This window comes from Micromonospora sp. WMMD980, from assembly GCF_029626035.1.
Taxonomy (GTDB): Bacteria; Actinomycetota; Actinomycetes; order Mycobacteriales; family Micromonosporaceae; genus Micromonospora.
In genome coordinates, this window is record NZ_JARUBE010000003.1 from 5,486,180 (window position 1) to 5,510,556 (window position 24,377).

23 protein-coding genes, 1 tRNA gene and 1 pseudogene are annotated in these 24,377 nt (G+C 72.9%); 11 read left to right on the forward strand and 14 right to left on the reverse strand.

Annotated elements, in window-relative coordinates:
* Positions 1–169 precede the first annotated feature (169 nt).
* From O7618_RS25855 to O7618_RS25870, 4 genes are all read left to right on the forward strand, one after another.
* Positions 170–976 carry a DUF881 domain-containing protein gene (locus tag O7618_RS25855; RefSeq protein ID WP_278108727.1) on the forward strand — a complete coding sequence of 269 codons (807 nt, stop codon included), beginning with the start codon at positions 170–172 and terminating at the stop codon, positions 974–976.
* Between the two features lie 440 nt (positions 977–1,416).
* A complete protein-coding gene (locus O7618_RS25860; RefSeq protein ID WP_278108728.1) occupies positions 1,417–2,589 on the forward strand; it encodes a class E sortase in 1,173 nt (390 codons plus the stop codon).
* A 3-nt stretch (positions 2,590–2,592) separates the two neighbouring features.
* Positions 2,593–2,874: a hypothetical protein gene (locus O7618_RS25865; RefSeq protein WP_278108729.1), complete on the forward strand. Its 282-nt coding sequence runs from the start codon at positions 2,593–2,595 to the stop codon at positions 2,872–2,874.
* 4 nt (positions 2,875–2,878) lie between these two features.
* On the forward strand, positions 2,879–3,529 hold the full coding sequence (locus O7618_RS25870; RefSeq protein ID WP_278108730.1) for an aminodeoxychorismate/anthranilate synthase component II: 651 nt from the start codon (positions 2,879–2,881) through the stop codon (positions 3,527–3,529).
* A gap of 63 nt (positions 3,530–3,592) precedes the next feature.
* Here O7618_RS25870 and pknB read toward each other — a convergent pair whose 3' ends face one another.
* Genes pknB through O7618_RS25905 form a run of 7 tightly spaced genes read right to left on the reverse strand, consistent with a single transcriptional unit; the run spans position 3,593 to position 12,534 of the window.
* On the reverse strand, positions 3,593–5,410 hold the full coding sequence (gene pknB / locus O7618_RS25875) for a Stk1 family PASTA domain-containing Ser/Thr kinase (RefSeq protein WP_278108731.1): 1,818 nt from the start codon (positions 5,408–5,410) through the stop codon (positions 3,593–3,595).
* Complete coding sequence (locus O7618_RS25880; protein WP_278108732.1) at positions 5,407–6,777, reverse strand: serine/threonine-protein kinase; 1,371 nt, start codon at positions 6,775–6,777, stop codon at positions 5,407–5,409. Before O7618_RS25880 ends, pknB begins: the two co-directional genes overlap by 4 nt.
* 1 nt (position 6,778) lies before the next feature.
* Positions 6,779–8,284 carry a penicillin-binding transpeptidase domain-containing protein gene (locus O7618_RS25885; RefSeq protein ID WP_278108733.1) on the reverse strand — a complete coding sequence of 502 codons (1,506 nt, stop codon included), beginning with the start codon at positions 8,282–8,284 and terminating at the stop codon, positions 6,779–6,781.
* Positions 8,281–9,774 carry an FtsW/RodA/SpoVE family cell cycle protein gene (locus O7618_RS25890; RefSeq protein WP_278108734.1) on the reverse strand — a complete coding sequence of 498 codons (1,494 nt, stop codon included), beginning with the start codon at positions 9,772–9,774 and terminating at the stop codon, positions 8,281–8,283. The genes O7618_RS25885 and O7618_RS25890 overlap by 4 nt, the downstream gene beginning before the upstream one ends.
* Positions 9,775–9,802: 28 nt before the next feature.
* Positions 9,803–11,236: a PP2C family serine/threonine-protein phosphatase gene (locus tag O7618_RS25895; RefSeq protein WP_278108735.1), complete on the reverse strand. Its 1,434-nt coding sequence runs from the start codon at positions 11,234–11,236 to the stop codon at positions 9,803–9,805.
* Positions 11,233–11,721: an FHA domain-containing protein gene (locus O7618_RS25900; RefSeq protein WP_278108736.1), complete on the reverse strand. Its 489-nt coding sequence runs from the start codon at positions 11,719–11,721 to the stop codon at positions 11,233–11,235. Before O7618_RS25900 ends, O7618_RS25895 begins: the two co-directional genes overlap by 4 nt.
* Before the next feature lie 6 nt (positions 11,722–11,727).
* The gene (locus tag O7618_RS25905; RefSeq protein WP_278110152.1) at positions 11,728–12,534 is read right to left on the reverse strand and encodes a DUF3662 and FHA domain-containing protein; all 807 of its coding nucleotides are present in this window, start codon (positions 12,532–12,534) and stop codon (positions 11,728–11,730) included.
* Between the two features lie 208 nt (positions 12,535–12,742).
* On the opposite strand from O7618_RS25905, the gene O7618_RS25910 reads away from it, so the two are divergent.
* From O7618_RS25910 to O7618_RS25925, 4 genes are all read left to right on the forward strand, one after another.
* Positions 12,743–12,828 (forward strand) — tRNA-Leu (locus O7618_RS25910).
* 71 nt (positions 12,829–12,899) lie between these two features.
* Positions 12,900–14,009, forward strand: a complete 1,110-nt coding sequence (locus O7618_RS25915; protein WP_278108738.1) for an NAD-dependent epimerase/dehydratase family protein — start codon at positions 12,900–12,902, stop codon at positions 14,007–14,009.
* Positions 14,006–14,812 (forward strand): WecB/TagA/CpsF family glycosyltransferase, encoded by an 807-nt coding sequence (locus tag O7618_RS25920; protein WP_278108739.1) that lies wholly within the window; start codon positions 14,006–14,008, stop codon positions 14,810–14,812. Before O7618_RS25915 ends, O7618_RS25920 begins: the two co-directional genes overlap by 4 nt.
* Before the next feature lie 85 nt (positions 14,813–14,897).
* Complete coding sequence (locus O7618_RS25925) at positions 14,898–15,509, forward strand: hypothetical protein (protein ID WP_278108740.1); 612 nt, start codon at positions 14,898–14,900, stop codon at positions 15,507–15,509.
* Here O7618_RS25925 and O7618_RS25930 read toward each other — a convergent pair.
* The 3 genes from O7618_RS25930 to O7618_RS25940 all read right to left on the reverse strand — a co-directional run bounded on the left by O7618_RS25930 (position 15,477) and on the right by O7618_RS25940 (position 17,104).
* Positions 15,477–15,881: a hypothetical protein gene (locus tag O7618_RS25930; protein WP_278108741.1), complete on the reverse strand. Its 405-nt coding sequence runs from the start codon at positions 15,879–15,881 to the stop codon at positions 15,477–15,479. The two genes, O7618_RS25925 and O7618_RS25930, sit on opposite strands and share 33 nt — an antisense overlap.
* 150 nt (positions 15,882–16,031) lie before the next feature.
* Positions 16,032–16,253 carry a DUF397 domain-containing protein gene (locus O7618_RS25935; RefSeq protein ID WP_278108742.1) on the reverse strand — a complete coding sequence of 74 codons (222 nt, stop codon included), beginning with the start codon at positions 16,251–16,253 and terminating at the stop codon, positions 16,032–16,034.
* On the reverse strand, positions 16,223–17,104 hold the full coding sequence (locus O7618_RS25940; protein WP_278108743.1) for a helix-turn-helix transcriptional regulator: 882 nt from the start codon (positions 17,102–17,104) through the stop codon (positions 16,223–16,225). The genes O7618_RS25935 and O7618_RS25940 overlap by 31 nt, the downstream gene beginning before the upstream one ends.
* Before the next feature lie 548 nt (positions 17,105–17,652).
* On the opposite strand from O7618_RS25940, the gene O7618_RS25945 reads away from it, so the two are divergent.
* Complete coding sequence (locus O7618_RS25945) at positions 17,653–17,940, forward strand: hypothetical protein (protein ID WP_278108744.1); 288 nt, start codon at positions 17,653–17,655, stop codon at positions 17,938–17,940.
* Between the two features lie 98 nt (positions 17,941–18,038).
* Entirely contained in the window at positions 18,039–18,473 is a 435-nt protein-coding gene (locus O7618_RS25950) for a hypothetical protein (RefSeq protein ID WP_278108745.1), read from the forward strand.
* Between the two features lie 3 nt (positions 18,474–18,476).
* Here the strand turns inward: O7618_RS25950 and O7618_RS25955 are convergent, their stop codons facing one another.
* Together O7618_RS25955 and O7618_RS25960 are read right to left on the reverse strand one after the other, a co-directional pair.
* Complete coding sequence (locus O7618_RS25955; RefSeq protein WP_278108746.1) at positions 18,477–19,436, reverse strand: PASTA domain-containing protein; 960 nt, start codon at positions 19,434–19,436, stop codon at positions 18,477–18,479.
* Positions 19,437–19,549: 113 nt separating this feature from the next.
* Positions 19,550–20,230, reverse strand: coding sequence for a PASTA domain-containing protein (locus O7618_RS25960; RefSeq protein ID WP_278108747.1), 681 nt, complete (start codon positions 20,228–20,230; stop codon positions 19,550–19,552).
* A 114-nt stretch (positions 20,231–20,344) separates the two neighbouring features.
* Here O7618_RS25960 and O7618_RS25965 point away from each other — a divergent pair.
* Positions 20,345–21,217 (forward strand): annotated as a pseudogene (locus O7618_RS25965) (hypothetical protein); the annotation flags it as partial.
* A gap of 835 nt (positions 21,218–22,052) precedes the next feature.
* Here the strand turns inward: O7618_RS25965 and O7618_RS25970 are convergent.
* Both O7618_RS25970 and O7618_RS25975 read right to left on the reverse strand, forming a co-directional pair.
* The gene (locus tag O7618_RS25970; RefSeq protein ID WP_278108748.1) at positions 22,053–23,531 is read right to left on the reverse strand and encodes a glutamate--cysteine ligase; all 1,479 of its coding nucleotides are present in this window, start codon (positions 23,529–23,531) and stop codon (positions 22,053–22,055) included.
* Positions 23,532–23,785: 254 nt separating this feature from the next.
* Entirely contained in the window at positions 23,786–24,367 is a 582-nt protein-coding gene (locus O7618_RS25975) for a YceI family protein (protein WP_278108749.1), read from the reverse strand.
* Between the last annotated feature and the right edge of the window lie 10 nt (positions 24,368–24,377).

Consider the following 24,377-nt stretch of genomic DNA (forward strand, 5'->3'; position numbering starts at 1 on the left):
GTCCATGGCCAATAATGTTCGACAGTCAGCGTAGTCCGGAAGGACCGTCCAGGCCACGAATGGGGTCGGGCCGGTGCACGGAGTTACCGAAAAGAGCGGACTTTTCGGGTCGAGCAGAGCGGTTCGCACCGGTGCGGGCCGGAACGAGACGACGGGAAGGGAACGCCCGGTGGAGTACACGTCCGGCGCCGCCTCCTGGCAGAAGGCTCTCCGCCGCGCGGCGGCGGGCCTGCTGCCCCGACGCGCGCGCCAGCGCCGCCCGGGCTGGTCGATCGGCGTGCCCCTGATCGCCGCCGCGGCCGGGCTCCTGTTCACCACCACCGCGACCACCGCCGGCGGCACCTCGCTGCGGGAGGACCGCCGTCCCCAGCTCACCCAACTGATCGAGGACCGACGTGAGCAGGTGGCGGCGAGCGAGGCCAAGGCCGCCCGGCTGCGCGACGAGGTCGAGCAGCAGACCGAGGCGCTGGCCGGCACCGACGGGCCGGTGAAGACGCAGCGGGACCGGGCCGCCGCGAGCCGGCAGGCCGCCGGGTTCACCGCGCTCACCGGCACCGGGGTCACCATCGAGCTGAACGACGCCAACTGGGGGCCCGGCCAGCCGCTCCCCAAGGGCGCCAGCAACGACGACCTCGTCGTGCACCAGGGCGACGTGCAGGCGGTGGTGAACGCGCTCTGGGCCGGCGGCGCGGAAGCCATGTCAATCATGAACGTCCGCGTGCTCAGCACCAGCGCGGTACGCTGCGTCGGTAACACCCTGCTGCTGCACGGCCGGGTTTACTCCCCTCCTTTCAAGATCGTGGCCATCGGCGATCCCGCCGAGTTTCAGCGGGCGCTCGCCGCCTCTGAGGGAGTCCGGGTGTTCAAGGAAGTAGCCGACCACTACCAGCTCGGCTACCGCGAGCAGGTCTCCACCGTCACCGTGCCGGCGTTCGAGGATTCCACCGCGCTGCAGTCCGCGACGGTGCCGAGGTGAACGGCGACGGCCCCGGCGAGCGCGACGGCCGCGGTCGGGCCCGACCGGAGGAACCGACCGAGTTCCTGGCAAAGGTGGAGCGCCCGGCACCCCCCAGGGCCGAACGTCCGAGGCCCCCGCTCGATCTGCCCTGGCCGGACGACGGACCGGCGCACTCCGCCCCGGCACGCCGCAGCCCCGCCCGACCGCCCGCACCGCCGCCCACGTGGCCGGGCAACCAGGCCCGCCCGCCGAGCGCAGCGTCCCGCGCCGAGACCTCCCCACCGCCGCGCCACCCCGACCGGCCGTCCGTCGGCCCGGAGCGCCGGGCCGCGGAAGGTCGCGCCGCCGGACCGCCCGCCGCCGAACCCCGGTGGTCCGCCGGTGCGCCCGGGGTCGCCGCCGGCCGACGGTTCGACTCCCCCGACCGGGGAGCGCCCTCCCGCCCGGCCGACGACCGCATGCCCGACCGCCGCACCCACCCGGCCGACAACGGCATGCCCGACCGCCGCTCCGGCCCGGATCGTGCCGCCGCGCCCGGCCGGCCCGGCTCCGCAGCGGGCCGAGGCGGTGGCGTGCGGCCGGCCGCGCCGGGTGACGGACCCACCCACTTCATCCCGCCGGTGACCGAACGATCCGCTCGGCGTGCCGACGCCGCCGAGCGGCGTCCCGGCGGATCCCGATCGGGTGGCCCGACCGGCCGCGGCCCGGACGGGCCCGCGCCGGCCGATCCCGGGGCGACCGCGGTGCTGCCCGCCGTCACGCGCCCGCCGGCTGATCCGCGGCTCGACGCCACCGGGCTGATGGGTGCGGTGCCCCCGGTGCCCGACACCGGCGACGACGGCACCGAGCCGCCCGCCGAGCCGCCGCGACCGCGGCGCGGCGAGCGGGTGGTGCAGCTCCGGCCGGAGCAGACCGGCGAGGGTTACAAGAGCGTCTACTCCGAGCTGACCCGCCCCACCACCGGCTCCCGGGTGCGCAGGCTCGTCCGGGGTACGGGGGAACTGCTCATCACGTTCGGCCTGGTGGTGCTCCTCTTCGCCGGCTACGAGATCTGGGGCAAGTCGGTCATCGTCGATGCCCACCAGAGCGACCTGAGCGGCCAGCTCGCCCAGGAGTGGGCGGCGGACCCGACGGTCGGGCCGACGACCGGCCCGAGCACGAAGCCGAAGCCGCCGGCCGAGGGAAAGCCCGTCGCCGGGCTCTACCTCCCGAAGCTCGACAAGCACTGGGTGGTGGTCGAGGGAGTCACCCCGGACGACATCAGGTACGCCCCCGGCCACTACCCGGACAGCGCCATGCCCGGCCAGGTGGGCAACTTCTCCGTCGCCGGGCACCGCATCCGCTCCACGTTCTGGCGGCTGGACGAGCTGAAGACGGACGACGCGATCGTGGTCGAGACCAAGACCGAATGGCTCGTCTACCGGGTCTACCAGCAGCGCATCGTCAAGCCGTCGCAGGTCGAGGTGGTCGCGCCGGTGCCGGGCAAGCCGGGCAGCCGAGCGACCGAGAAGCTGCTCACGCTGACCACCTGCAATCCCAAGTTCGACAACTACCAGCGGCTGATCATCCACGCCCGCTTCGACCACGCACAGGCGAAGTCGGCGGGCCGACCGGCCGAGCTGGAGGGCTGACCCGTGTACTCGTGGATCTGGCGGAAGCTGCCGTGGGGGTTGCCCGGCAAGCTGATCGGCTCGACACTGCTGGCCGTGGCGACGGTCGCCCTGCTCTGGCTCGTGGTCTTCCCCTGGGCCGAGCCACTGCTGCCCTTCGACGACGTGCAGGTCGAGCAGCCCGCCGGTGAGCCGGGCGGCCGCTCCGAAGAGCTCACCGACCCGACCGGGCAACCCGCCGAGGACGAGGAACTGCCCTACAGCACCGAGACGAACAACGCCCCGCCCTCCGCCCCGAACAGGTGACCCGATGCGCGTCCTGGTGATCGACAACTACGACTCGTTCGTCTTCAACCTGGTGCAATACCTGGGCCAACTCGGCGTGGACTGCGACGTCCGCCGCAACGACGAGATCGACGTGGCCGAGGTCGGCCGGGTCGGCGCGGCCGGGGTGCTGCTCTCGCCGGGGCCGGGCAGCCCGGACCGCGCCGGCATCTGTCTGGACGTGATCCGCGAGTACGCCGGTAAGCTCCCCCTCTTCGGCGTCTGCCTCGGCCACCAGGCAATCGGCGAGGCGTTCGGCGCCACCGTGACCCGCGCGCCGGAGCTGCTACACGGCAAGACCTCCGAGGTACGCCATCAGGGCGTCGGCGTGCTCGCCGGCCTGCCCGACCCGTTCACCGCCACCCGCTACCACTCACTCGCCGTGCTGCCCGAGACGCTCCCCGACGAGTTGGAGGTCACCGGTCGGACCGCCTCCGGCGTGGTGATGGCGATGCGGCACCGCACGCTGCCGATCGAGGGCGTCCAGTTCCACCCCGAGTCGGTGCTGACCGAGGGCGGCCATCTGATGCTGGCGAACTGGCTCGCCGCCTGCGGCTTCCCGGCTGCGCTGGAGCGGGCCCCGGAGCTGGCCGCCGAGGTCGACGCGCGCCGCCGGGCCGCCTTCGCCACCGTCTGAGCCCCGGAAGCGCCAACGTGGCGGCACCCAGAGGGGTGGCCGCCACGTTGGCGTCGAGGACTGTCAGCCGTTGCTGCGCGCCGGCGGGACGGTCGGGAACGGGAAGCCGCCACCTCCGCCGCCCGGTGTGGTCGGCGTCGCGCTGGGGGTCGCGCTCGGCGTGGCGCTGGGGGTTTCCTCGGGCAGCGGCACGTCGACCTCGATCGTGACCTGCTCACCCTTGGCCAGGTCCTTGCCGGCGGACGGGTTCTGGCCGCTCACCTTGCCCGCCTGGGCCGGGTCGACCTGTTCACCCTCGACCACCCGGACGTCGTAGCCGGCTTCCTTCAGCCGCTTCTTCGCCTGATCCTCGGTGAAGCCGCGAACGTCCGGCACCTTGGTGATGTCGCCCTTGGACACCTCAAGGGTCACCTCGCTGTTCGGCTTCACCGTGGTGCCGCCCTTGGGTGACACCTTGACGACCTGCCCCGCGGATTCGCTGCTGCTGACGTCCTTGCGAGCGACTCTCAGCCCCATATTTTCAAGCTGCGCCTTCACAGCCGTGTACTTGCCACCCTCCAGGTCCGTCGGGATGGTGACGTTGTCCGGGCCGGCGCAGATCTGCACCGTGACGGCGGTGTCCTTCTCCACCCGCTGGCCGAACGGCGGGCTCTGCCCGACCACGGTGCCTTCCTTGCACTCGGCGTTCTTGACCTGGGTGCCGGGCACGAAGCGCAGCCCGGCCTGGGTGAGCGCGGCCTGCGCCTCCGCCTGCGTACGGTCCACCAACTGCGGCACGGAGACCTTCTCGGTGCCGGACTGGTTGAGCCAGAGCGCGGTGCCCAACGCGATCACCGCGAGCACGCCGAGCGCGGCGAACGTGGCGATGACCCAGGAGGAACTCTTGCGCTTGCGCGGGTCACCGACCCGGGCCGGCGCCTGCTGCCGGGTCTGCGGGCCCATCATCTGGGTCTGCTGCGCCGCCTGGTAGCCGCCCGCTGCGGCCGCCATCGGCATGGTCTCCTCGGTCGGCATCACCGGGGTGGCCAGCACCGGCCGGCCGGCGGCGGCGCGGAGCAGGTCCGCCCGCATCTCGCCGGCGCTCTGGTAGCGGTTGAGCGGGTTCTTGGAGAGCGCCTTGAGCACGATGGCGTCGACCGCGGGGTTGACGTCCGGGTTGATCGTGCTCGGCGTCGGCGGCTGCTCCCGCACGTGCTGGTAGGCGACGCTGACCGGGCTGTCCCCGACGAACGGCGGGTGCCCGCAGAGCAGCTCGAACAGCACGCACCCGGCCGCGTAGACGTCGGACCGGGCGTCGACCGCCTCGCCGCGCGCCTGCTCGGGGGAGAGGTACTGCGCCGTGCCGATGACCGCGCTGGTCTGCGTCATCGTGGTGGCGCCGCTGGCCAGCGCCCGGGCGATGCCGAAGTCCATCACCTTGACCTGGCCGGTCTGGGTGAGCATCACGTTGCCGGGCTTGATGTCCCGGTGGATGATGCCGTGCCGGTGGCTGAACTCCAGCGCCGCGCACATGTCGGCGCAGATCTCCAGCGCCCGGCGCGGCTGGAGCCGCCCCTCGACGCCGAGGACCTCCTTGAGGGTCCGCCCGTTGACGAACTCCATCACGATGAACGGAAGCGTCTCGCCGGTGGGCGCGGTCTCCTCGCCGGTGTCGTAGACCGCGACGATGGCCGGGTGGTTGAGCGAGGCGGCGTTCTGCGCCTCCCGACGAAACCGCATCTGGAAGGTGGCGTCGCGGGCCAGGTCGGCACGGAGCATCTTGATCGCGACGTCCCGCCCGAGCCGGAGATCGCGGCCGCGGTGCACCTCCGCCATGCCGCCGTAGCCGAGCAGCTCGCCGACCTGGTACCTGCCACCGAGCAGGCGGGCCTGCGCTGTCATCGCGTCTCTCGTCCTTCGCTCGTCGTCGAACCGCCGCCGGCCGGCTGGAGGCGTACCTCACGACGGTACGACGCGCGGACCGGATAGTCGCCCCCGTACGCCCGCACCGCGCCGGAGGTCACGCTCACACTTGCGGAACCGGGTGCGCCGGCGGCGCCGGCCGCGTACTTCCGGTACCAGAACGAGATCACGCCCGAACAGAGGATGACCAGCACGGCCACCAGGATCGCGGTGGTCCAGAGCCCGGAGCGCGAGCGGCGGGGCGGCGCCTGCGGCGGCCCGGCCGGCGGGCGAGCGTACCCCAGGGGGTTGTGCGGGGGGCGTGGTTGCGGAATGGGCGCCGCGCCGCGCGGCCCCACCGGCGGGCGGGCCTGCGGGGCGGGATGCGCGACCATGGTCGGGCGCGGCCCGACCGGTGGGCGGGCCGGTGTCACCGGGGGTCGCGGCGGCTGCGGGCGGGGCGCCGCGGTCGGCACCTGCGCCCGCGCGGCGGGCGCGGCCGGCGAGGCGGGTACGCCGGAGATCGGGCGACCGCCGCGCGCCTGCTGGGAAAGCGCGAGCTTGGCCTGTCGGGCGACGCTCGCCAACGCGGCGGCGCTGGGCCAGCGGGCCTTCGGATCCTTCGCCATGGCGCGCTCGACGATGGCCCGCACCTGCGGCGGGATGTCTCCGGGTAGAGCCCTCGGGGTGTCCCGGACGTGCTTCATGGCGATCTCGAGGGGATTGTCCCCCTCGAAGGGGCGCCGACCGGCCAGGCACTGGTAGGCGACCACGCCGAGCGCGTAGACGTCCGAGGCGGGCGTGGCGACCGCGCCGGTGGCCTGCTCGGGCGAGATGTAGGACGCGGTGCCCAGCACCGAGCCGGCTGCGGTGAGCTGGCCGACCAACTCCGAGCGGGCGATGCCGAAGTCGGTGAGCACCAGCGTGCCGTTCGGCCGGACCAGCAGGTTGCCGGGCTTCACGTCGCGGTGCACGATGCCCTTCTCGTGCGCCGCGTGCAACGCGTCGGCGGCCTGGGCCAGCAGCGCCATGGTGCGGGCCGGGGTGAGCCGGCCGACCCGGCCGAGCGTGGCGGAGAGCGCGTCGCCCTCCACGTACTCCATCACCAGGAACGCGATCTGCTGGTCGCTGCCGAAGTCGTAGACGTCGACCACGCCCGGATGGTTGATGGTGGCCATGGTCCGGGCCTCGCCGCGGAACCGCTCGGCGAAGCCCGGCTCGTCGAGTAGCGCGGGAAGCAGGCTCTTGACCGCGACCGTCCGGCCCAGCACCTGATCGGTGCCGCGCCACACGTCGCCCATGCCACCGCTGGCGATCCGCTCGTCGAGCCGGTAGCGGTTGCCGAGCTGCACCCCCGGGCTGAGCACGTCAGCGCCTCCCGGAGTCCGCGATGGCCGCCGCCATGATCCGCCCGGCGATCCGGGCCGCCTCGGCGCTGCCCCCGCTGCCGGCCTGCTCCAGCTCCACGCAGACGGCGGAGAGCGGGGTGCCGTTCCTGTCGAGTGCGAAGCCGATGAACCAGCCGTGGTCGGGCGTGTCCGGGCCGGACTGGGCGGTGCCGGTCTTGCCACCGACCACGTAGCCGTCGATGTCGGCCCGGCGGCCGGTGCCCTCCTTCACCACGTTCTGCATCATCGACCGCAGATCGGAGGCGACCTGGCTGCTGACCGGGCGGCGCAGCTCGCGCGGCTTGGCCGCGTCGTAGACCGTGGTGCGGTCCGGCCCGAGCAACTGCTTGACCAGGTAGGGGCGCATCTGGCTGCCGTCGTTCGCCACCGCGGCGGCGATCAGCGCGCCCTGCAACGGCGTCATCCGCACGTTGTTCTGGCCGATCGACGACTGGGCCAGCGCGGCCGGGTCGGTGCTGCCGTCCGGGTTCTGCATGTCGCCGGTGCGGCTGGCCGCCACCGGCAGGCCGCCCTCGCCGTTCTGGCCGACCGTGAGGTCCTCCTGCTCGAAGCCGAACTGCCGCGCCTTCTCCTTCACCTTGTCCGCGCCGAGGCGCACGCCGAGCTGCGCGAAGCCGGTGTTGCAGGACTCGGTCACCGCCTCCCGCAGGGTCACCTGCGACTCGGGGCAGATCGACGGCGCCGCGTTCTTGATCGGCGACCCGGAGGTCGGCGGGGTGTAGCTCGCACCGGCCGGGATCTGGGTCTGCTGGCCGATGCCGTTCTCCAGCGCCGCCGCGGCCATGACGATCTTGAAGGTGGAGCCGGGCGGCAGCACCTCGGCCAGCGCCCGGTTGGCAAGCGGCCGGTCCTTGTCCTTCTCCAGCGCGTTGTAGGCCCGGTCGGCCTCCGTGCTGGAGTGGCTCGCCAGCGGGTTCGGGTCGAAGCTCGGCATCGACACCAGCGCCTGCACCGCGCCGGTACGCGGGTCGATCGCGATCGCCGCGCCCTTCTTCGCCCCGACCTCGTTGTTGTTGAGCTGCTTGAACGCCGTCTCCTGGGCCCGCTTGGAGAGCGTCAGCAGCACGTTGCCACCACCGGTCTCGTCACCGGTGAACATGTCCTTGATCCGGTTGGCGATGAGCGCGTCACTGGTGCCGGCGAGGAAGTCGTTCTCCACCCGCTCGATGCCGCTCGCGCTGCCGTTGACCGGCTTCCAGCCGAGCACGTGCGCGTACATCTCGCCCTCGGGGTAGGTGCGCAGGTACTTCAGCTCGCCGCCGGTCTCCTTGCTCAACGCGTAGGCGGTCCCGCCGACCTCGATGTTGCCGCGCTTGCGGTCGTACTCGGCGACCTGGACGCGGCCGTTGTAGTCGCTGGTGCGGTATTCGTCGGCCTTGTAGGCCTGGATCCAGTTGAGGTTGGCGAAGAGCAACCCGAACAGGATCATCACGACGACACCGACACGGCGCAGGGGTGCGTTCACGGCCGGATCACCTCCGTGGGGGCGCCGTGCAACTGCTCGGGCGGGCCGCCGGCGGGCCGGGCCGCCGAGCCGCCGGCGCCGGTCACCGGCCGGCGGGCGCCGTCGGAGACCCGTAGCAGCACCGCGATCAGCAGCCAGTTCGCCATCAGCGAGGAGCCGCCGGCGGAGAGGAACGGGGTGGTCTGGCCGGTCAGCGGGATGAGCTTGCTGATGCCGCCGACGATGACGAAGACCTGAAGGCCCAGCGTGAACGCCAGACCGCCGGCGAGCAGCTTGCCGAACGAGTCCCGCACCGCCAGCGCGGCGCGCAGGCCCCGCTCGACGATCAGCAGATAGACCACCAGCAGCGCGGAGAGGCCGAACAGGCCGATCTCCTCACCGATGCCGGCGAAGATGAAGTCGGTCTGCACCTCGGGCAGCAGCGTCGGCTGACCGCCGCCCGGCCCGGCCCCGAAGAGGCCGCCGGTGCCCAGCGTCAGCAGGCCCTGGACGAGTTGGTAGCCCCGGTCGTACGGCTCGGCGAACGGGTCGAGCCAGATCTGCGCCCGGTCGTAGAAGTTGGCGAACGGGCCGCCCACCGTGCTGCCGAGCACATAGGCCAGGTAGGCGCCGCCGAAGAACAGGAGCAGACCGATCAGCAGCCAACTGACCCGCTCGGTGGCGATGTAGAGCGTCACCACGAACATGCCGAAGTAGAGCAGCGACGTGCCCAGGTCCTTCTCGAAGACCAGCACCATGAGGCTGATCAGCCAGACCACCAGGACCGGGCCGAGATCCCGCCCGCGCGGGAAGTCGATGCCGAGCACCCGCCGACTGGCCAGCGAGAGCACCTCACGCTTGCGCACCAGGTAGTAGGCGAAGAACGTGAGCAGGGCCAGCTTGGCGAACTCACCCGGCTGGATCTGCCCCAACCCGGGCACGATGATCCACAGCTTGGCACCGTTGATCTCGGAGAACCGGCCGGGCAGCACCGCCGGGATCATCACCAGCACGATGCCGGCCAGCCCCAGCGTGTAGGCGTAGCGGGAGAGCGTGCGGTGGTCGCGCAGGATCGCCAGCAGCGCGGCGGCGAGCACCACCGAGGCGAGCGTCCAGGCCAGTTGGCGGCCACCGGTGCCGGCGAAGATGGCCAGATCCTCCCGCTCCGCCGGCGCGGCCTGGGCCAGGTCGAAGCGCCGCAGGAAGCCGACCCCGATGCCGTTGAGCAGCGCCACCGCCGGCAGCAGCGCGGGGTCGGCGAACGGCGCCAGCCACCGGATCACCAGGTGCAGGCCGAGGAAGACCAGCCCCAGCGCGGCGGCGGGGATCCAGAAATCCCCGGTGATCGTGTCGAGCGCCTTCGCCTCGATCATCGCCGAATAGGCCGCCACCAGCACCATGGCCAGCAGGAGCAGGGACAACTCGGCGTTACGCCGGGACCGGGCCAGGCGTACGCCGGACTGCTCGCCCGTCGAGGCGGGCGAGGCTGCCGGTACGGCGGCTGCGGTCACGGATGCGTCCTCGGGATCGAGCCGGCGCTCACTCCGGCGACCGGCAACCGGCGGGATCGGCCGGCGGAACGGTGTCGGAGGGTACGGCGTCGGGCGTGGTGGTCAACGTCGGCACGGGCGTCGGCGTGCCCGCCGCGCGGGTCGGCGCGACGGGGGTGCCGGTGGCCGCCGGGCTCAGCACGCCGGCGGTCGCCACCGGGCTGGGACCGGGCGTGCCGGGCGTCGGGCTGGGCGGGCAGAGCGGCTTGAGGTTCGGGTTGGCCGGGTCGTCGCTGGTCAGCTCCGCCAGCCGGCGCTCGGCATCCGGTTCGCTCTTGGCCTGGATGCCCTGCTTCACCCGCTCCTGGGCGGCCAGCGTCAGGTCGTCGAGCCGGGACCCGCTGCGCTCGTGCACGTCCGACAGGTCGAGCCCGGCGATCTGGCCGGGCACCCCGCGGAAGACCGCGAGCTGACCGTCGTCGGTGGCGCCGACGTAGTACTGCCGCTGCGTGTAGGTCCAGCCGCCGAAGAGGCCACCACCGACGATCACCGCCAGGGCGAGCGCCATCGCCACTGTCCGTAGCGGCCGACGCCGACGCTGCTCCGGCTCGTCGTCACGGTTGTCGGCCGGGTCCTCGGGAGCGGGCGGACGCGGGGCAGACAGCGCCGAGGCGCGGGCCGCCGGGGTGGAGTCGTCCGCCGACGTCGCCATGCCCCGGTCGCGGGCGGCGGCGCCGCCGACGATCGGGGACGCCTCCACGATGTCCTGGTCGGTCGCGTCGGCGATGATCACGGTGATGTTGTCCGGGCCGCCGCCGCGCAGCGCGAGCTGCACCAGCCGCTCCACGCACTGCTGCGGGTCGGGGTATTCCCGCATCGTGTCGCCGATGGTGTCCGCGCTGACCACGCCGGAGAGGCCGTCGGAGCAGATCAGGTAGCGGTCGCCGGGCAGCACCTGGCGGACGCTGTACTCCGGGTCGACGTCGCGGCCGTCGAGCGCGCGGGTGAGCAGCGAGCGCTGGGGGTGACTGCTCGCCTCCTCCGCGCTGATCCGGCCCTCGTCGACGAGCATCTGGACGTAGGTGTCGTCCTTGGTGATCTGCGCGAACTCGCCGTTGCGCAGGAGGTAGGCCCGGGAGTCACCGATGTGGACCATGCCGAGCTTGCTGCCGGAGAAGAGGGTTGCGGTGAGCGTCGTGCCCATCCCCTCCAGCTGCGGGTTGGCATCCACGGTGTCGCGGAGCTGCTGGTTGGCGGTGCCCACGGCAGATCGGAGCGCGTCGACCAGGGCGTCACCGGGGACGTCCTCGTCGAGCGGCGCCATGGCACCGATGACGATGTTGCTGGCGACGTCACCGGCGGCCATGCCGCCCATGCCGTCGGCAACGGCGAGCAGCCGCGGTCCGGCGTAGACGGAATCCTGATTGCCGTCTCGGATCAGACCGCGGTCGCTGTGGGCCGCGTAGCGCAGGGTCAGAGTCATGGCCGTAATTCGAGGGAAGTGCGGCCGATCCGGATCGGCACGCCGAGGGGGACGGGGGTTGGTCCGGTGACCTTAGCGCGATCGAGGTAGGTGCCGTTAGTCGATCCGAGGTCCTCCACGTACCACTGCCCGTCGCGCGGGACCAGCCGGGCGTGTCGCGCCGAGGCGTAGTCGTCGGTGATCACCAGTGTCGAGTCCTCCGCCCGGCCGATGGTGATCTGGGCCTCCCCGAGGGTGATCCGCGTGCCGGCCAACTGACCGGCGGTGACCACCATCTGGTGGGCGGCGCGACCCCGCTTGACCTTCGCCGGCTTGCCGCTCGGCTGGCTGGTCGACGCGCCCACCCCCCGTGGCGCGGCCACCAGCCGACCCGACCGGGCCCCCGCGAAGAGGTCCCGGCGGATCACGCCGACCACCGTGAAGACGAAGATCCACAGCAGGATGAGGAAACCGAACCGGGCGACGGTGATGACGAGCTCCGGCAACGGGGATCAGCCGTCCACGCGGAAGGTCAGCGTCGTGGTGCCGAGCTGGATCATGTCGCCGGGGTTGAGGGCCACCGCCGAGACCCGCTGGCCGTTGACCATCGTGCCGTTCGTGGACCCGAGGTCGGTCAGCACGACCTGGCCGCCGTCGAAGTCCAGCCGGGCGTGCCGCCGGGAGATCCCGACGTCGGGCAGGCGCAGGTTGGCCTGGTCACCGCGACCGATCACGGTCGAGCCCATCTGCAACGGGTAGGTGCGGCCGTCGCCGGAGACCAGCCGCACGTTGCGGCCGCCGCCGTGGCCGGGCGGGGGGCCGTAGCCGCCGCCCTGGTCGTAGCCCGGGTACGCCGGGCCGGCGTCGTAGCCGCCGCCCTGGTCGTAGCCGCCGGGCGCGGAGACCGGCGCGACGTCGCCGCCGGTGTAGACCTCGGCGGTCACCCGGAACATGCCGGTGTCCAGCCCCTCACCACGCTCGACCTCGACGATCACGTCGCCGTAGACCGTCCAGGCCTGCTCGCCGATGAACTCCGCCTGCGACTGGGCCAACTCCTGGGCCAGCGCGGCGGCGTACGGCGCCAGGCGACTGTGGTCGTAGGGCGAGAGATCGATCACGTAGCGGTTGGGCACCAACGTGCGCCCACCGGCCAGGATCGCCTTGTGCGCCTCGGCCTCCCGCTGCATGGCGTTGAGGATCTCCACGGGGTGGACCACCCCTTTGAAGACCTTGGCGAAGGCCCCCTCGACCAGGCCTTCCAGACGCTTCTCGAAGCGTTGCAGCACGCTCACCGGCTCCTCCTCGGGTCCCGAGGCAATGATGGTATCCGGACACCGCCTCCGCAGCTCACACGCCGCTCGGCCGGCCACCGTCGACCCGTTCGTGACCAGGCCCGCGAGCGTGCTACAGTTTCGCCCGCCACGAACGGTGATCGTTCGTGGCGTGACCAGTGGACAGCGTAATATGTCCCGGCACCTGCCGCAGATGGCGGGCACGGGGTGCGATATGGTGTCCCGGTCGTGCCACGGGGATGTGGCGGAATGGCAGACGCGCACGGTTCAGGTCCGTGTGTCCGAAAGGACGTGGGGGTTCAACTCCCCCCATCCCCACCAGAACGAGGGCTCCGCAGGCTGCGGGGCCCTCGCGCCGTATCGGGGCGTACCGGACGTCACGCTATGCTCCGATGGTTTCCCTGCCTCCCATGGACCAGGAGTGGCGTGTGAGTGTCGCGTTGGTGACCGGTTCCGGCGGTCTGATCGGCTCCGAGGCGGCCCGGCACTTCGCCGGCCTCGGTCTCGACGTGGTCGGCATCGACAACGACATGCGGCGGTACTTCTTCGGCGAGGACGGCTCGACCGCCTGGAGCCTCGACCGGCTCGCCGCCGACCTCGGGCCCGCCTACACCCACCACGCCGTGGACATCCGGGACCGGGACGGACTCGAGAAGGTGTTCACCCGCTACGGGCGGGATATCGCCGTGGTGATCCACAGCGCCGCCCAGCCGAGTCACGACTGGGCCGCCAAGGAGCCCTACACCGACTTCGACGTCAACGCGGGCGGCACGCTCAACGTGCTGGAGAACACCAGGCGACACGCGATCGACGCGCCGTTCATCCACTGTTCCACCAACAAGGTCTACGGCGACCGGCCGAACACGCTGCCGCTGATCGAGCTGGAGACCCGCTACGAGCTGCCCGAGGACCACCACTGGTACGGCGGCATCACCGAGGACATGTCGATCGACGAGTCGCTGCACTCGATCTTCGGCGCCTCGAAGGTCGCCGCCGACGTGATGGTCCAGGAGTACGGCCGCTACTTCGACATGAAGACCGCCTGTTTCCGCGGCGGCACACTCACCGGCCCGGCGCACTCGGCGGCCGAGCTGCACGGCTTCCTGGCGTACCTGATGCGGTGCGTGATGGAGGGCCGGACGTACAACCTCTTCGGCTACAAGGGGAAGATGGTCCGCGACGCCATCCACTCCCACGACGTGCTCACCGCGTTCGAGGCGTTCTTCCGCGAGCCGCGTTCCGCCCAGGTCTACAACCTCGGCGGCGGCCGACACTCGAACACCTCGCACATCGAGGCGTTCCGGATCGCCCAGGAGATCACCGGCCGCGAGGCGCGGATCAACTACGTCGAGCAGGCCCGCACCGGCGACCACCAGTGGTACGTCAGCAGCATGGCCCGGTTCGAGGAGCACTACCCGGCCTGGAAGATCACCTACGACGTCCCGATGATCCTCCGCGAGATCCACGAGGCGAACGCCGACAAGTGGGTGCCGAAGGCATGACCGCCGACACCAAGCGCAACGTGCTCGGCGTCGGCGTCGACGCCACCGACTACGCCCGGGCCACCGAGGCGGTGGTCGACGCCGCCCGGGAGCGCCGGCCGCTGGCCCTGACCGCGCTGGCCGTGCACGGCGTCATGACGGGCGTGCTCGACCCGGCGCACAACGCCCGGCTCAACTCGTTCGACGTGGTCACCCCGGACGGGCAGCCGGTGCGCTGGGCGCTCAACCTGCTGCACGGCGCCAACCTCACCGACCGCGTCTACGGCCCGGAACTGACCCTTCGGGTGCTGTCCCGGTTCGCCGACGAAGGGCTTCCGGTCTATCTCTACGGCTCCACCGAGGAGACCCTGGCCCGGTTGATCCCGGCGCTGGAGCGCCGGTTCCCGGCGCTGAAGATCGCCGGGGTCGAACCGTCCAAGTTCCGGGCGGCGAACCCCGGTGAGGACGCCGAGATCGCCGAGCGGATCCGCGACAGCGGCGCCCGCCTCGTCCTGGTCGGGCTGGGTTGCCCCCGGCAGGAGGTCTTCGCCCACGCCATGCGGCCGCTGCTGGACATGCCGCTGATGGCGGTCGGCGCGGCGTTCGACTACCACGCCGGGCTGCTGCGAAACCCACCGCCGTGGATGCAGCGGGCCGGGCTGGAGTGGTTCTGGCGGCTCGGCCTGGAGCCGAAGCGGCTGTGGCGGCGCTACGTCATCCTCAACCCGGCCTACCTGGCCCGGCTCGCGGCGCAGAAGACCGGCGTGTGGCGGGCCACCCCGCCGCCACCGGCCACCGAGCGGCCCGCCACGTTCGACGTCTGACGTCGTCCCCTACGGGACGACGTTCCGGGTCGACCGGGGTGCCGTCCCGGATTCGGCGCGCGTCGAAGTGGGCAAGGCTGGGGCCATGGATGACCGTCTCGCCGTGCTGCTTCCCGTCGCCGCCGTCTGGCTGGCCGCCGCGCTGGTGGCGGAGGGCCTGCCCGGGCTGGACCGCGCGCGGGCGCTGCGTCGGCGTACCGGATGGTTGTCCGCCCTGGTGCTGACCGGCCTCGCGCTCACCGCGGCGGCCCTGGGCGCGGGCCTGCAGAGCGCCGGTGACACGGCGCTCGATCGGGCCACCGCCGGGCTCGCCGTCGCGGCGGTGCCGGCCGCGCTCGTCGCCGGCTGCACGGTGCGCCGGATCCGCCGGCTGCGGGCCGGCGCGGGCGCCTTCGCCACCGCGCCGGGAACACCGGCGCCGCACGGGCTGCGGGCGGCCGCCGCGCATCCGCTGATCGCGCTTCCGCTCCACGCCACCGCGCTCGCGGTGCTCGCGGCGATGCTCCCGGCCGTCGGGGTCGACCTGGCCGCCGCGCCGGGCGTGGCCGGACCGGCGATCACGGTCGCGGTCCTCGGCGTCGCCGCGATCGGGGTACGCCACGCGCTGCGGCACAACCGGCTCGCCGAGCGGGCGTTGCCGCCGGCCGGCGCGGCGCCGGCGGTGTCAGCGCGTGCGGCTCGTGCCCTGCACGTATAGCAGTTCCAGGATCGCCCGGGTCGCCTCGAACCACCGGTCGAGCCAGCCGGGCGGCGGCACGCTGCCCTTCGGGGGCAACTCCAGCAGCAGGCCGCGCAGCAGCGGGTGGTCCACCAGGGACTCCTGCCGCTCCATCGGCCACCCGCTGGGCGGGAAGGACGGCTCGGTGAGCGGGTTCGGGTCGAGCGACGGCAGGGAGAGCGCCGGGGCGACCTGCTCCGGGGTGCCGGCGTCCCGGCCGGCGAGGTCCTCGCCCTCGCCGGAGACCACCTCGGTCAGGACGGTGTCCCGGCGCGCCCCGCGATACTTGCCACCGAACCGCTCCGGCTTGCCCGGACCGTTGGTGAGATTCTCTGAACCGATCGTCGTCATCCGTCTCGCCTGCCTCGTTCGGTTGCCGATCCGTGCGGTTCAACGAGGCGGAACGGAACTGGCGACGGGTGACGGCACGCGGCGGTGCGGGGGACGGAACGGTCCCGCCCGGCGACGCTGCCGGGCGGGACCATGCTTCGGTGGTGCCGATCAGCTCCGACCGAAGGTCTCGCCCCTGGCGCCGGCGACGAAGGCGTGCCAGTCACCCGGGGCGAAGACCAAAGCCGGACCGGCCTTGTCCTTCGAGTCCCGGACGCCGACCGCCCCGGTCACGTAAGCGACCTCCACGCAGTTGTCGCAGTTCGGCCCGCTCTTCGAGCTCTTGAACCACGTCGCCTGCGTCAGGTCCACGGGGAACTCCTTGGTCGCCATTTCCACAGCGGCTCCTCTGCCAGTTTCGCGATGTGTGCGACGGACTCCTCCGGTCGTATGGCCGCTGCTCGAATGTGATCGAAGATGAAGCTGTACTTCTGCAGTTCGTCGCTCTTCTCCAGGAAGAGCCCACCCGTGGCGTTCTCCGCGTACACGACATCCGGATCACTCGGTTCGGGGAAGCTGAGGATCGTGAAGGTCCCGTCCATGCCGGCGTGCGCACCCACCTCGAAGGGCAGGACCTGCACCGTCACGTTCGGCAGTTCGGCCACCTCCACCAACCGCTTGAGCTGGCCACGCATCACCGCGTCGCCGCCAACCGGCCGGCTCAGCACCGCCTCATCGAGCACCACCCACAGATCGACCGGATCGTCCTGCGTCAACAACGACTGACGGCCCAGTCGGACACGCACCCGTTGGTCGATCTGTTCGGCGGTGAAGTCCGGCCGGGCGGCGCGGATCATCGCACCGGCGTACTCCTCGGTCTCCAACAGGCCGGGCACGACCTGCTGTTCGTACGCCCGGATCTGGCTGGCCGCGGCCTCCAGGCCGACGTACGCGCCGACCAGCACCGTGCTGTAGGGGTGCCACCAGCCCTTCTGCCGCGCCTCCCGGGCGATCTGCACCAACTCGTCGCTCTCCGCGCCGACCACCCCGTAGATGCGGAGCATGTCCCGCACGTCGCGGGGCGTCGCGGTGGTGTGCCCGGTCTCGATGCGGGAGACCTTCGACGCCGAGCACTCCAGTTGCTCGGCGACCGCCTCTATGGTGATGCCGGCGGCCTCCCGCTGGCGGCGGAGTTCGGCCCCGAGGCGGCGCCGGCGGATGGTCGGGCTGCGCCGTTCGCTCACGAGCACTCCTCGGTACGCGGCTTCGGGGCCGGCGGGCAAGCGTTCGCGGCGGGGGTGGTGCCGGTCGTCGACCGGCCGCGACGGGCGAAACCGGCGTCCAGTGTGCCGTCCCGACACCTGAGGCTTCAAGCGTCCCGTTCACGTGTCCCGCTCACCTATCGGCAAAAGTCGACGTGCAACTTGCATGACGCACGTCGCTGATGCACTCTGTCCGTATGGCACGGGTTACTCACCGTCTTCGCTTGATCTCCGGGCGTGGTGACACCACGGTTCGTGGGACGGCCGGAGGGGAGCCGTCCCGCGCCGTGAGACCTGCACCGGAATGAAGACCCCGCCGCTGCACGCCGGCTCGGCTGCGGCGGCGGGAGCGGTAACCGGGAGCAGCCGGGTGATGGTCGGGTGGCGGTCCGCCACCGTGGGTACGGCCCGACCAGCACCGCCCCACCGAACCGTCGGTCCACGAGGCAGAACCCCCGTCCCCGGACCGCACCCGACCCCCGTTCAGCCTCGCCGGCCCCGCCGCCGGCCGAACCTTCCCAGGAGCCCATGTGCTTCCCCGCTCCGGTGACGTACTGCACGTGACGCGCGCGGCGAGTGTCCAGTTCCTCCGACCGATCATGTTCCGGATGATCCGGGTGCTCGACTGGCCGACCTACGACGGTTGGCTCTGGCTCGACGGCTACGAGTTGAACGCGGCGGGGGACGCGGTCAACCGGCGGTCGATCTTCGTACAGCAGGAGGGGCTGCGGCAGGTCCAGGCCGCGCCGGTCCCTCGTCAGCACACCGTCCGCACCGCCCGGCGGCCGATCGCACGGACCCCGGTACGGGTGGGCTGACCTCACGATTCCCGGCCGGATGGGCGTACCGCCGCCATAGAATCGGTACGCCCACCCCGGCACGTTCCACCCCGCGCGCCTCGGACCCTGAACCAGGGATGGTCATGGTCAAACTGTCTGCCGCGCGGCGGCACCGTCGGTCCCGCATCGGCTACGCCCTCGGGCTCCTCGTGTTCCTCGGGGCCGCGACCGCGCTCGCGCTCGTGGTCCGCCACCCGGCCCTCTCCGCAACCCAGCAGCTGGCCGAGCCCGTACCCGCTCCCGAGATCACCGTGGCCGAGGGCGACGCCGGCGCGGGCGTCGGGACCGCGCCGGACGAATCCGAACCGGACGAGGACGAGCCGGCGGCCGGTGCCGACGCGGCCATCCCCCCGACCGGCACGGCAGGCGTCGGCGCCGGGGCGGGCTCGCTCGCCGAGCCCGCCGGCGACCCGATCGAGCCCGGCCGGTCGCTCTTCTACACCGGTCTGCTCGGACTGGCCATCTCGCTGGCCGGGCTCGGCCTGGTCGGCACCCGCCGCCGCCAGTGGTGACCGTCAGGGGGTCGCGGTGGTGGTCGGCGTGGAGCCCGAGGTGGTCCGCGCGGTCGTCGGCGCCCCGGTGGTGGGCGCCGCCGGCTCGGCCACCACGATGGTGACCCGTTCGCCCTCGCCCACCGAGTAACCGGCCTCGGGATCCGTGGCGATCACCGTGCCGGCCGGCCGGTCCGACGCCCGGCGTCGCACCCGGTAGTCGATGCCGAGCCGGTCCAGTGCCGCCCGGGCGGCCGTCTCCGGGAGCCCCACCAGCGGCGGCATCGGCACCTCGGCCGCCGCCGTCGTGGTCGGCGGTGTGCTCGGCGGTGAGCTGCTCGGCGACGCGCTCGTCGGCGCGGCGCTCGTCGGCGCGGAGGTGCTCGGGACCGCCGACGGCGACGCGCCCGGCCCGGAGTCGCGGTCCGCGGCGCGCAGGGCCAGCCAGACCCCGAGCGCGATCAACCCGATCAGGACCAGGGCGAGGATGCCCAGCAGGATCGGCATCCACCAGCGGCGGCCGGCCTGCTCGTCGCCGTACCACTCGGCGCCCGGCTCCGGGTAGCCGGCAGGTCGTGGCGGCGGCACCCCGGCCCGCCCCGACCAGGCCCCACCGCCGACCGGCTCCTGGCGGCTGGTGGCGTCGAGAGGCCGGCCCGTCCCACCGGGCAGCGGCCGGGTGGCGTCGCCGCCGGGTTGGATCCGCGTCGCGTCCCCACCTCGGTCACCGGGCATCGCCCGCGTGGCGTCCGCGCTGCCGGCGGCGTTGCGGGGCATCGCCCGCGTCGCGTCCGCGTCCTCGGCGCCGGCCGTCTCGCGGGGCATCGCCCGCGTGGCATCCACGTCCTCGGCGCCGGCCGTGCCGCGGGGCATCGCCCGCGTCGCGTCCGGGTCGGGCGGGGTGGCGGCGGCGCCCCGGTCCGGCGGCAGCGCCCGGGTCGCGTCCGCGTCACCGGCCGGTGGCTCCTGACGGTCGTCGCTCATGGCACACGTCCTCCCCACCGGGACGGGGCACGCGGCCCTCGAACGTCAAAGGTAGCGGGCCGCGACCAAGCCGGCCGGGATCAGCGCGCCGGCCCGCCCGGTCGCCCGTGTCGTCAGGGTGTCGGTGGGCCGGTGGCCGTCGGCGGGTCGGAGGGCGCGGTGCCACAGGTCAGCGCGATCTGGTCGTTCCAGCGAGCGGCGCTCCCGGCGGCCGGGTCCTGCGCGGTCACCGCACCCTGGCGGCCGGTTCGGTAGCGGGGATAGAGCCCGGCCTCCACCAGTTCGTCGGCCGCATCGGAGCAGGACCGGCCGGCCAGGTCGGGCACTGTGACGGCTGGTGCCGGCCCGGCCACCCAGACGGTGACGGTGACACCGCGCCTGACCGATGAGCCGGCCCGCGGTGAGGTGCGTTCCACCGACCGGCCCGAGCCGTCGCCGAACACCAGCCGCCAGCCGAGCTTGCGTTCCCGCAGCTCCTGCCGGGCCCGCTCGAAGTCGGTGCCCACCAGCTCCGGCACCGCGAGACCGGACGGGGTGGTCGACCGCGTGCCGGTCGGGCGGTCCTCGCCGGGCCGGGACCCGGTGGACGTCGCCTCACCTGCCGGGGAGGACGGAGCAGCCGGTGGTGGCGTCGACTCGGACGAGGCGGTGGGCCGGTCCGGCTCCCCGGCCAGCACCCACCCCCCGCTGGCACCGATCACCGCCAACAGGAGCGCGGCCAGGCCGCCGCCGACCAGCAGCCGGGTCCGGTCCGGGCCGGCCTCGTCGCCCACCGGCTGCCGATCGTCAGTCATCGCGTCCACCGCCTCAGTCATCGGCGACCGTAGCCGGTGCCGCCAAGGCACTCACGCCCGGCCGGCAGCTCCCACGACTCGCCGGGCCGACCTCGGGACGCTACGCTGCCCCGCATGGCCAGACGGGGCTGGGGAGGATCGACCGCCGCCGCGCTCGGCGTGGCTGCCGGAGCGGGCGCCGCGCAGCTCGGCTTCGGCTACGGGCTCGGCATCATCAACTGGGCGCCCACCGGCGCCGTGCGGGTCGAGTCGGCCTGGGTGGCGAGCCTCGCCTGGGCCACCTGGATCGCTGCGACCTCGGTCGTCGTCGGTGCGGTCTGTGCACAGCGCCTGCGCGGCGGCGACGAACCGGTGGGCACGCTGCCCCGGCTCGGGATCGCGCTCGCCGCAGGTGTCGGCGCGCTGGTCACCGTGCTGCTGGTGGCGGTGCCGGCGCGAGCGGCCCGGGTGCCGGACACGACCGCGCCGCAGACCGTCGCCGCCGCCTACGCCGCGGCCGGCCTGGTGCTCGGCGTGCTGTTGGCGACCTGGGCGCTGCACACCCGCGCCGCCGCTACGAACCTGTTGGCCACCACCGGCTGGCTCTGGCTGCTCGCCGTGGTGTCGGTGGTGGACGGGGTGCTCTCCGGCCGGGGTCTCACCACCGCACAGCTCGGCATCTGGCAGATCAGCGCGGACCGCGCCGGGTTCTGGATCCGCGACTACTTCTACTGGCCGGGGGCACTGCTCTCGCTGGGCTCCGCCCTGCTGATCGGCGTGCTGGCCGCCCGCCGCGCGGCGCGGTCGCCCCGGGCACGCGTCGGCGTGACCGCCTCCGGGGCGGCCGGTCCGCTGCTGGTCGCGCTGGCCTACCTGCTGGCCGTGCCGCGGCTGGCCGGGATCGCCGCCGAGCAGTTGTCGGCCCACCTGATCGCCCCGTACGCGGTGATCGCCGGCGTGGGCGGCTCGGCCCTGGTGGCCGCGCTGGCTCAGCGGTCCGACCGGCGCGCCGCGGACCGCACGTCGGCGGCCGGGCCCGACCAAAACGGCGGGGACCCGGAGCCGGGCAACGAGAAGCGCGGCTCCGACGAGGCGCGCGGCTCCGACGAGGCGCGCAGGGCCGCCGAGGAGCGCAGGGCCGCCGAGGAGCGCAGGGCCGCCGAGGAGCCGCTGGCCGGCGGGCAGCAGCCGGCCGGGACGAGGCCGGCCGGGCGGTTCTTCCGGCGTCGCGCCGCGTCCGCCACCGCGCCGACCTCCGGGAACCGACCGGGCGGCGCGGCCGACGGGACCGGGACGACTGACGTCCCGGCTTCCACCGGAAGCCGACCGGACAGTGGACGGACTCCGGTGGAGGTGTCGGGTCCGCCCGGCGGGCCGGCGCCTGCGACCGAGCACGACCCGGAGGCGACGGCAGGCTCAGGCCGCGACGCCCTGACCGGCTCGGGTCGCGACGCGGTACGCGGCCCAGGTCGCGACGCGCCGACCGGCTCGGGCCGCGACGCGGTCACGGCGGATGAGCAGGGCGGGACGGCGAGCCGCGCCGGACGGGCGTCCGACGGGCAGGCGGGACCGTCGGGCGGGGCCGGGCCGTCGGGCGGGGGCGCGCGGTCGACCGCCGCTCGTCGGAGCCGGGCGGTGCCGCAGCAGCGGCAGTCCGACGACGCGCCGCAGGTCAGCACCACCGACCGGGCCGCTGTCGACGAACCGGAGACCGGGGACGCCACGGTCGCCGAGCCGAAGAGCCGTCGCCGTACCCGCTGATCCCGCCGTTACCCGTGGAGCGCGTGTTGAGCGGGGGCCCCGCCTCTACCGCAGGCGTTAACAAGGGGCCCCGCCTTGCACCTCAGTCGACGGGCCAGGTGTGGACGGGCTCGTTGGTGCGTTGAAGCTCGGCGTAGCGCTGGACCATGTGGTGCAGCGCGGCCGTCCGGTCCATCCCGCGGTGCCGCTCGGCCGCCCACACCGTCTCGGTCTGCCAGACCGCGCCGTTGCGGCCGGTACGGCAGCGCCCCTCGATCACGCCGAGGAGGCGGTCCCGCTCGGCCGGGGCGACGCCGAACCCGTCCAGCCCTTGCGCGGCCACCGGCAGCAGCGTGTCGAGGACGAGCGTGGTGACCGGCACGTCGCCGAGCCGGGGCCAGTGCAGCACCGCGTCGATGCCGCGCCGGGCGGCGGCGTGGAAGTTCTCCTCGGCCGAGGAGAACGTGAGCTGGCTCCAGATGGGGCGTTCCGCCTCGGCGAGGCCGCGGGCGAGGCCGAAGTAGAACGCGGCGTTGGCGAGCATGTCCACCACGGTCGGGCCGGCGGGCAACACCCGGTTCTCCACCCGCAGGTGCGGGCGGTCGTTCATGATGTCGTAGACCGGGCGGTTCCAGCGGTAGACGGTGCCGTTGTGCAGCCGCAGCTCACCGAGCTGGGGCACGCCGCCGGCGTGCAGCACCTCGACCGGGTCCTCCTCCTCGCAGATCGGCAGCAGCGGCGGGAAGTAGCGGACGTTCTCCTCGAACAGGTCGAAGATCGAGGTGATCCAGCGCTCGCCGAACCAGACCCGCGGGCGTACGCCCTGGGCCTTCAACTCGTCCGGCCGGGTGTCGGTGGCCTGCTCGAACAGGGCGATCCGGGTCTCCGCCCAGAGCTGGCGGCCGTAGAGGAACGGCGAGTTGGCGCCGACGGCGACCTGGACGCCGGCGATCGCCTGGGAGGCGTTCCAGTGGTCGGCGAAGCTGTCCGGCGCGACCTGGAGATGGAACTGGAGGCTGGTGCAGGCCGCCTCGGGCGCGATCGAGTCGGTATGCGTACGCAGCCGCTCGACGCCGTTGATGTCCAGCTCGATGTCCTCGCCGCGGGCGCCGACGATCTGGTCGTTGAGCACCCGGTAACGCTCGTCGGTGGAGAGGTTGTCGGCGACCAGGTGACGCTCGGTGAGGGTAGGCAGGATGCCGACCATCACGATGGTGGCCTCGGACTTGGCGGCCCGCTCGTCGGCGCGGCTGAGGCTGCTGCGCAGATCCTGCTCGTAGTCGGTGAACCCGGTGCCGTCGATCAGCCGGGGCGACGCGTTCAGTTCGAGGTTGAACCGGCCCAACTCGCTCTGAAAGAGCGGGTCGGCGATGTCGGCCAGGATCTGGTCGTTGCGCATGGCCGGCTCGGCGGCGGCGTCGACCAGGTTCAACTCGATCTCCAACCCGGTCATCGGCCGGTCGGCGTCGAAGCCGAAGTCGTCGAGCATCAACGCGAAGACGTCCAGGCACCGCCGGACCTTCTGCCGGTAGCGGACCCGATCCTCGCGGGAGAAGGCGCCCTGCTCGACGTCCCTGCCCATGTGTCCTCCCGGCGCCGGCGCGACGGAACCGTTGGCGTTCCGCAACGCATTGTGAACCATCCACGTGGTCTGCGTAAGTGCGCCCGGCCCTGGTGGAAGCGCGGTCGGGTGCAGGTCTGCACCTGTACCCCGCCGCGACCTCGCGCATCGCGTGTAAACAGCGAACATCACGTGACAATCCGCACGACCCCGGATACGCCGGCGGGCCCGCCACCGCCGGTGCGACGGTGCGGGCCCGCGGGCCTGGCGACGGCTCAGCCCTGACGGATGGCCTCGCCCTCGATCTCGATCTTGACCTTGCGGCCGACCAGGACGCCACCGGTCTCCAGGGCGACGTTCCAGGTCAGGCCGAAGTCCTCCCGGTCGATCTCGGTGTGCGCGGAGAAGCCGAAGATGTCCTCCCCGAACGGGCTGCGGCCGACACCCTCGAACTCGACCTCGAGGTCCACCGGACGGGTCACGTCCTTGATGGTCAGCTCGCCGGAGAGCACGAACTCGTTGCCCTCCCGGGACTTCACGCCGGTGCTGCGGAACTCCAGCGTCGGGAACTTCTCGACGTCGAGGAACTCCGGGCTGCGCAGGTGGGCGTCCCGGTCGGCCTGCGCGGTGGTGATGCTGGCGGCCTGGATGCTGGCGGTGACCGTGGAATGCATCGGGTCTTCGGTGACGGTGATGGTGGCGGTGGCGTCGGCGAAGTCACCGCGTACCTTGCTGACCATCATGTGCCGCCCGACGAAGCCGACCCGCTTGTGTGAGGCGTCCAGGAGGTAGGTGCCGGGGGCCGGGATGGTGAGACCCTCCCAGTCGCGGGTAACGGCGTCGGTGTTGCTGGTCATGGTGCTCTCC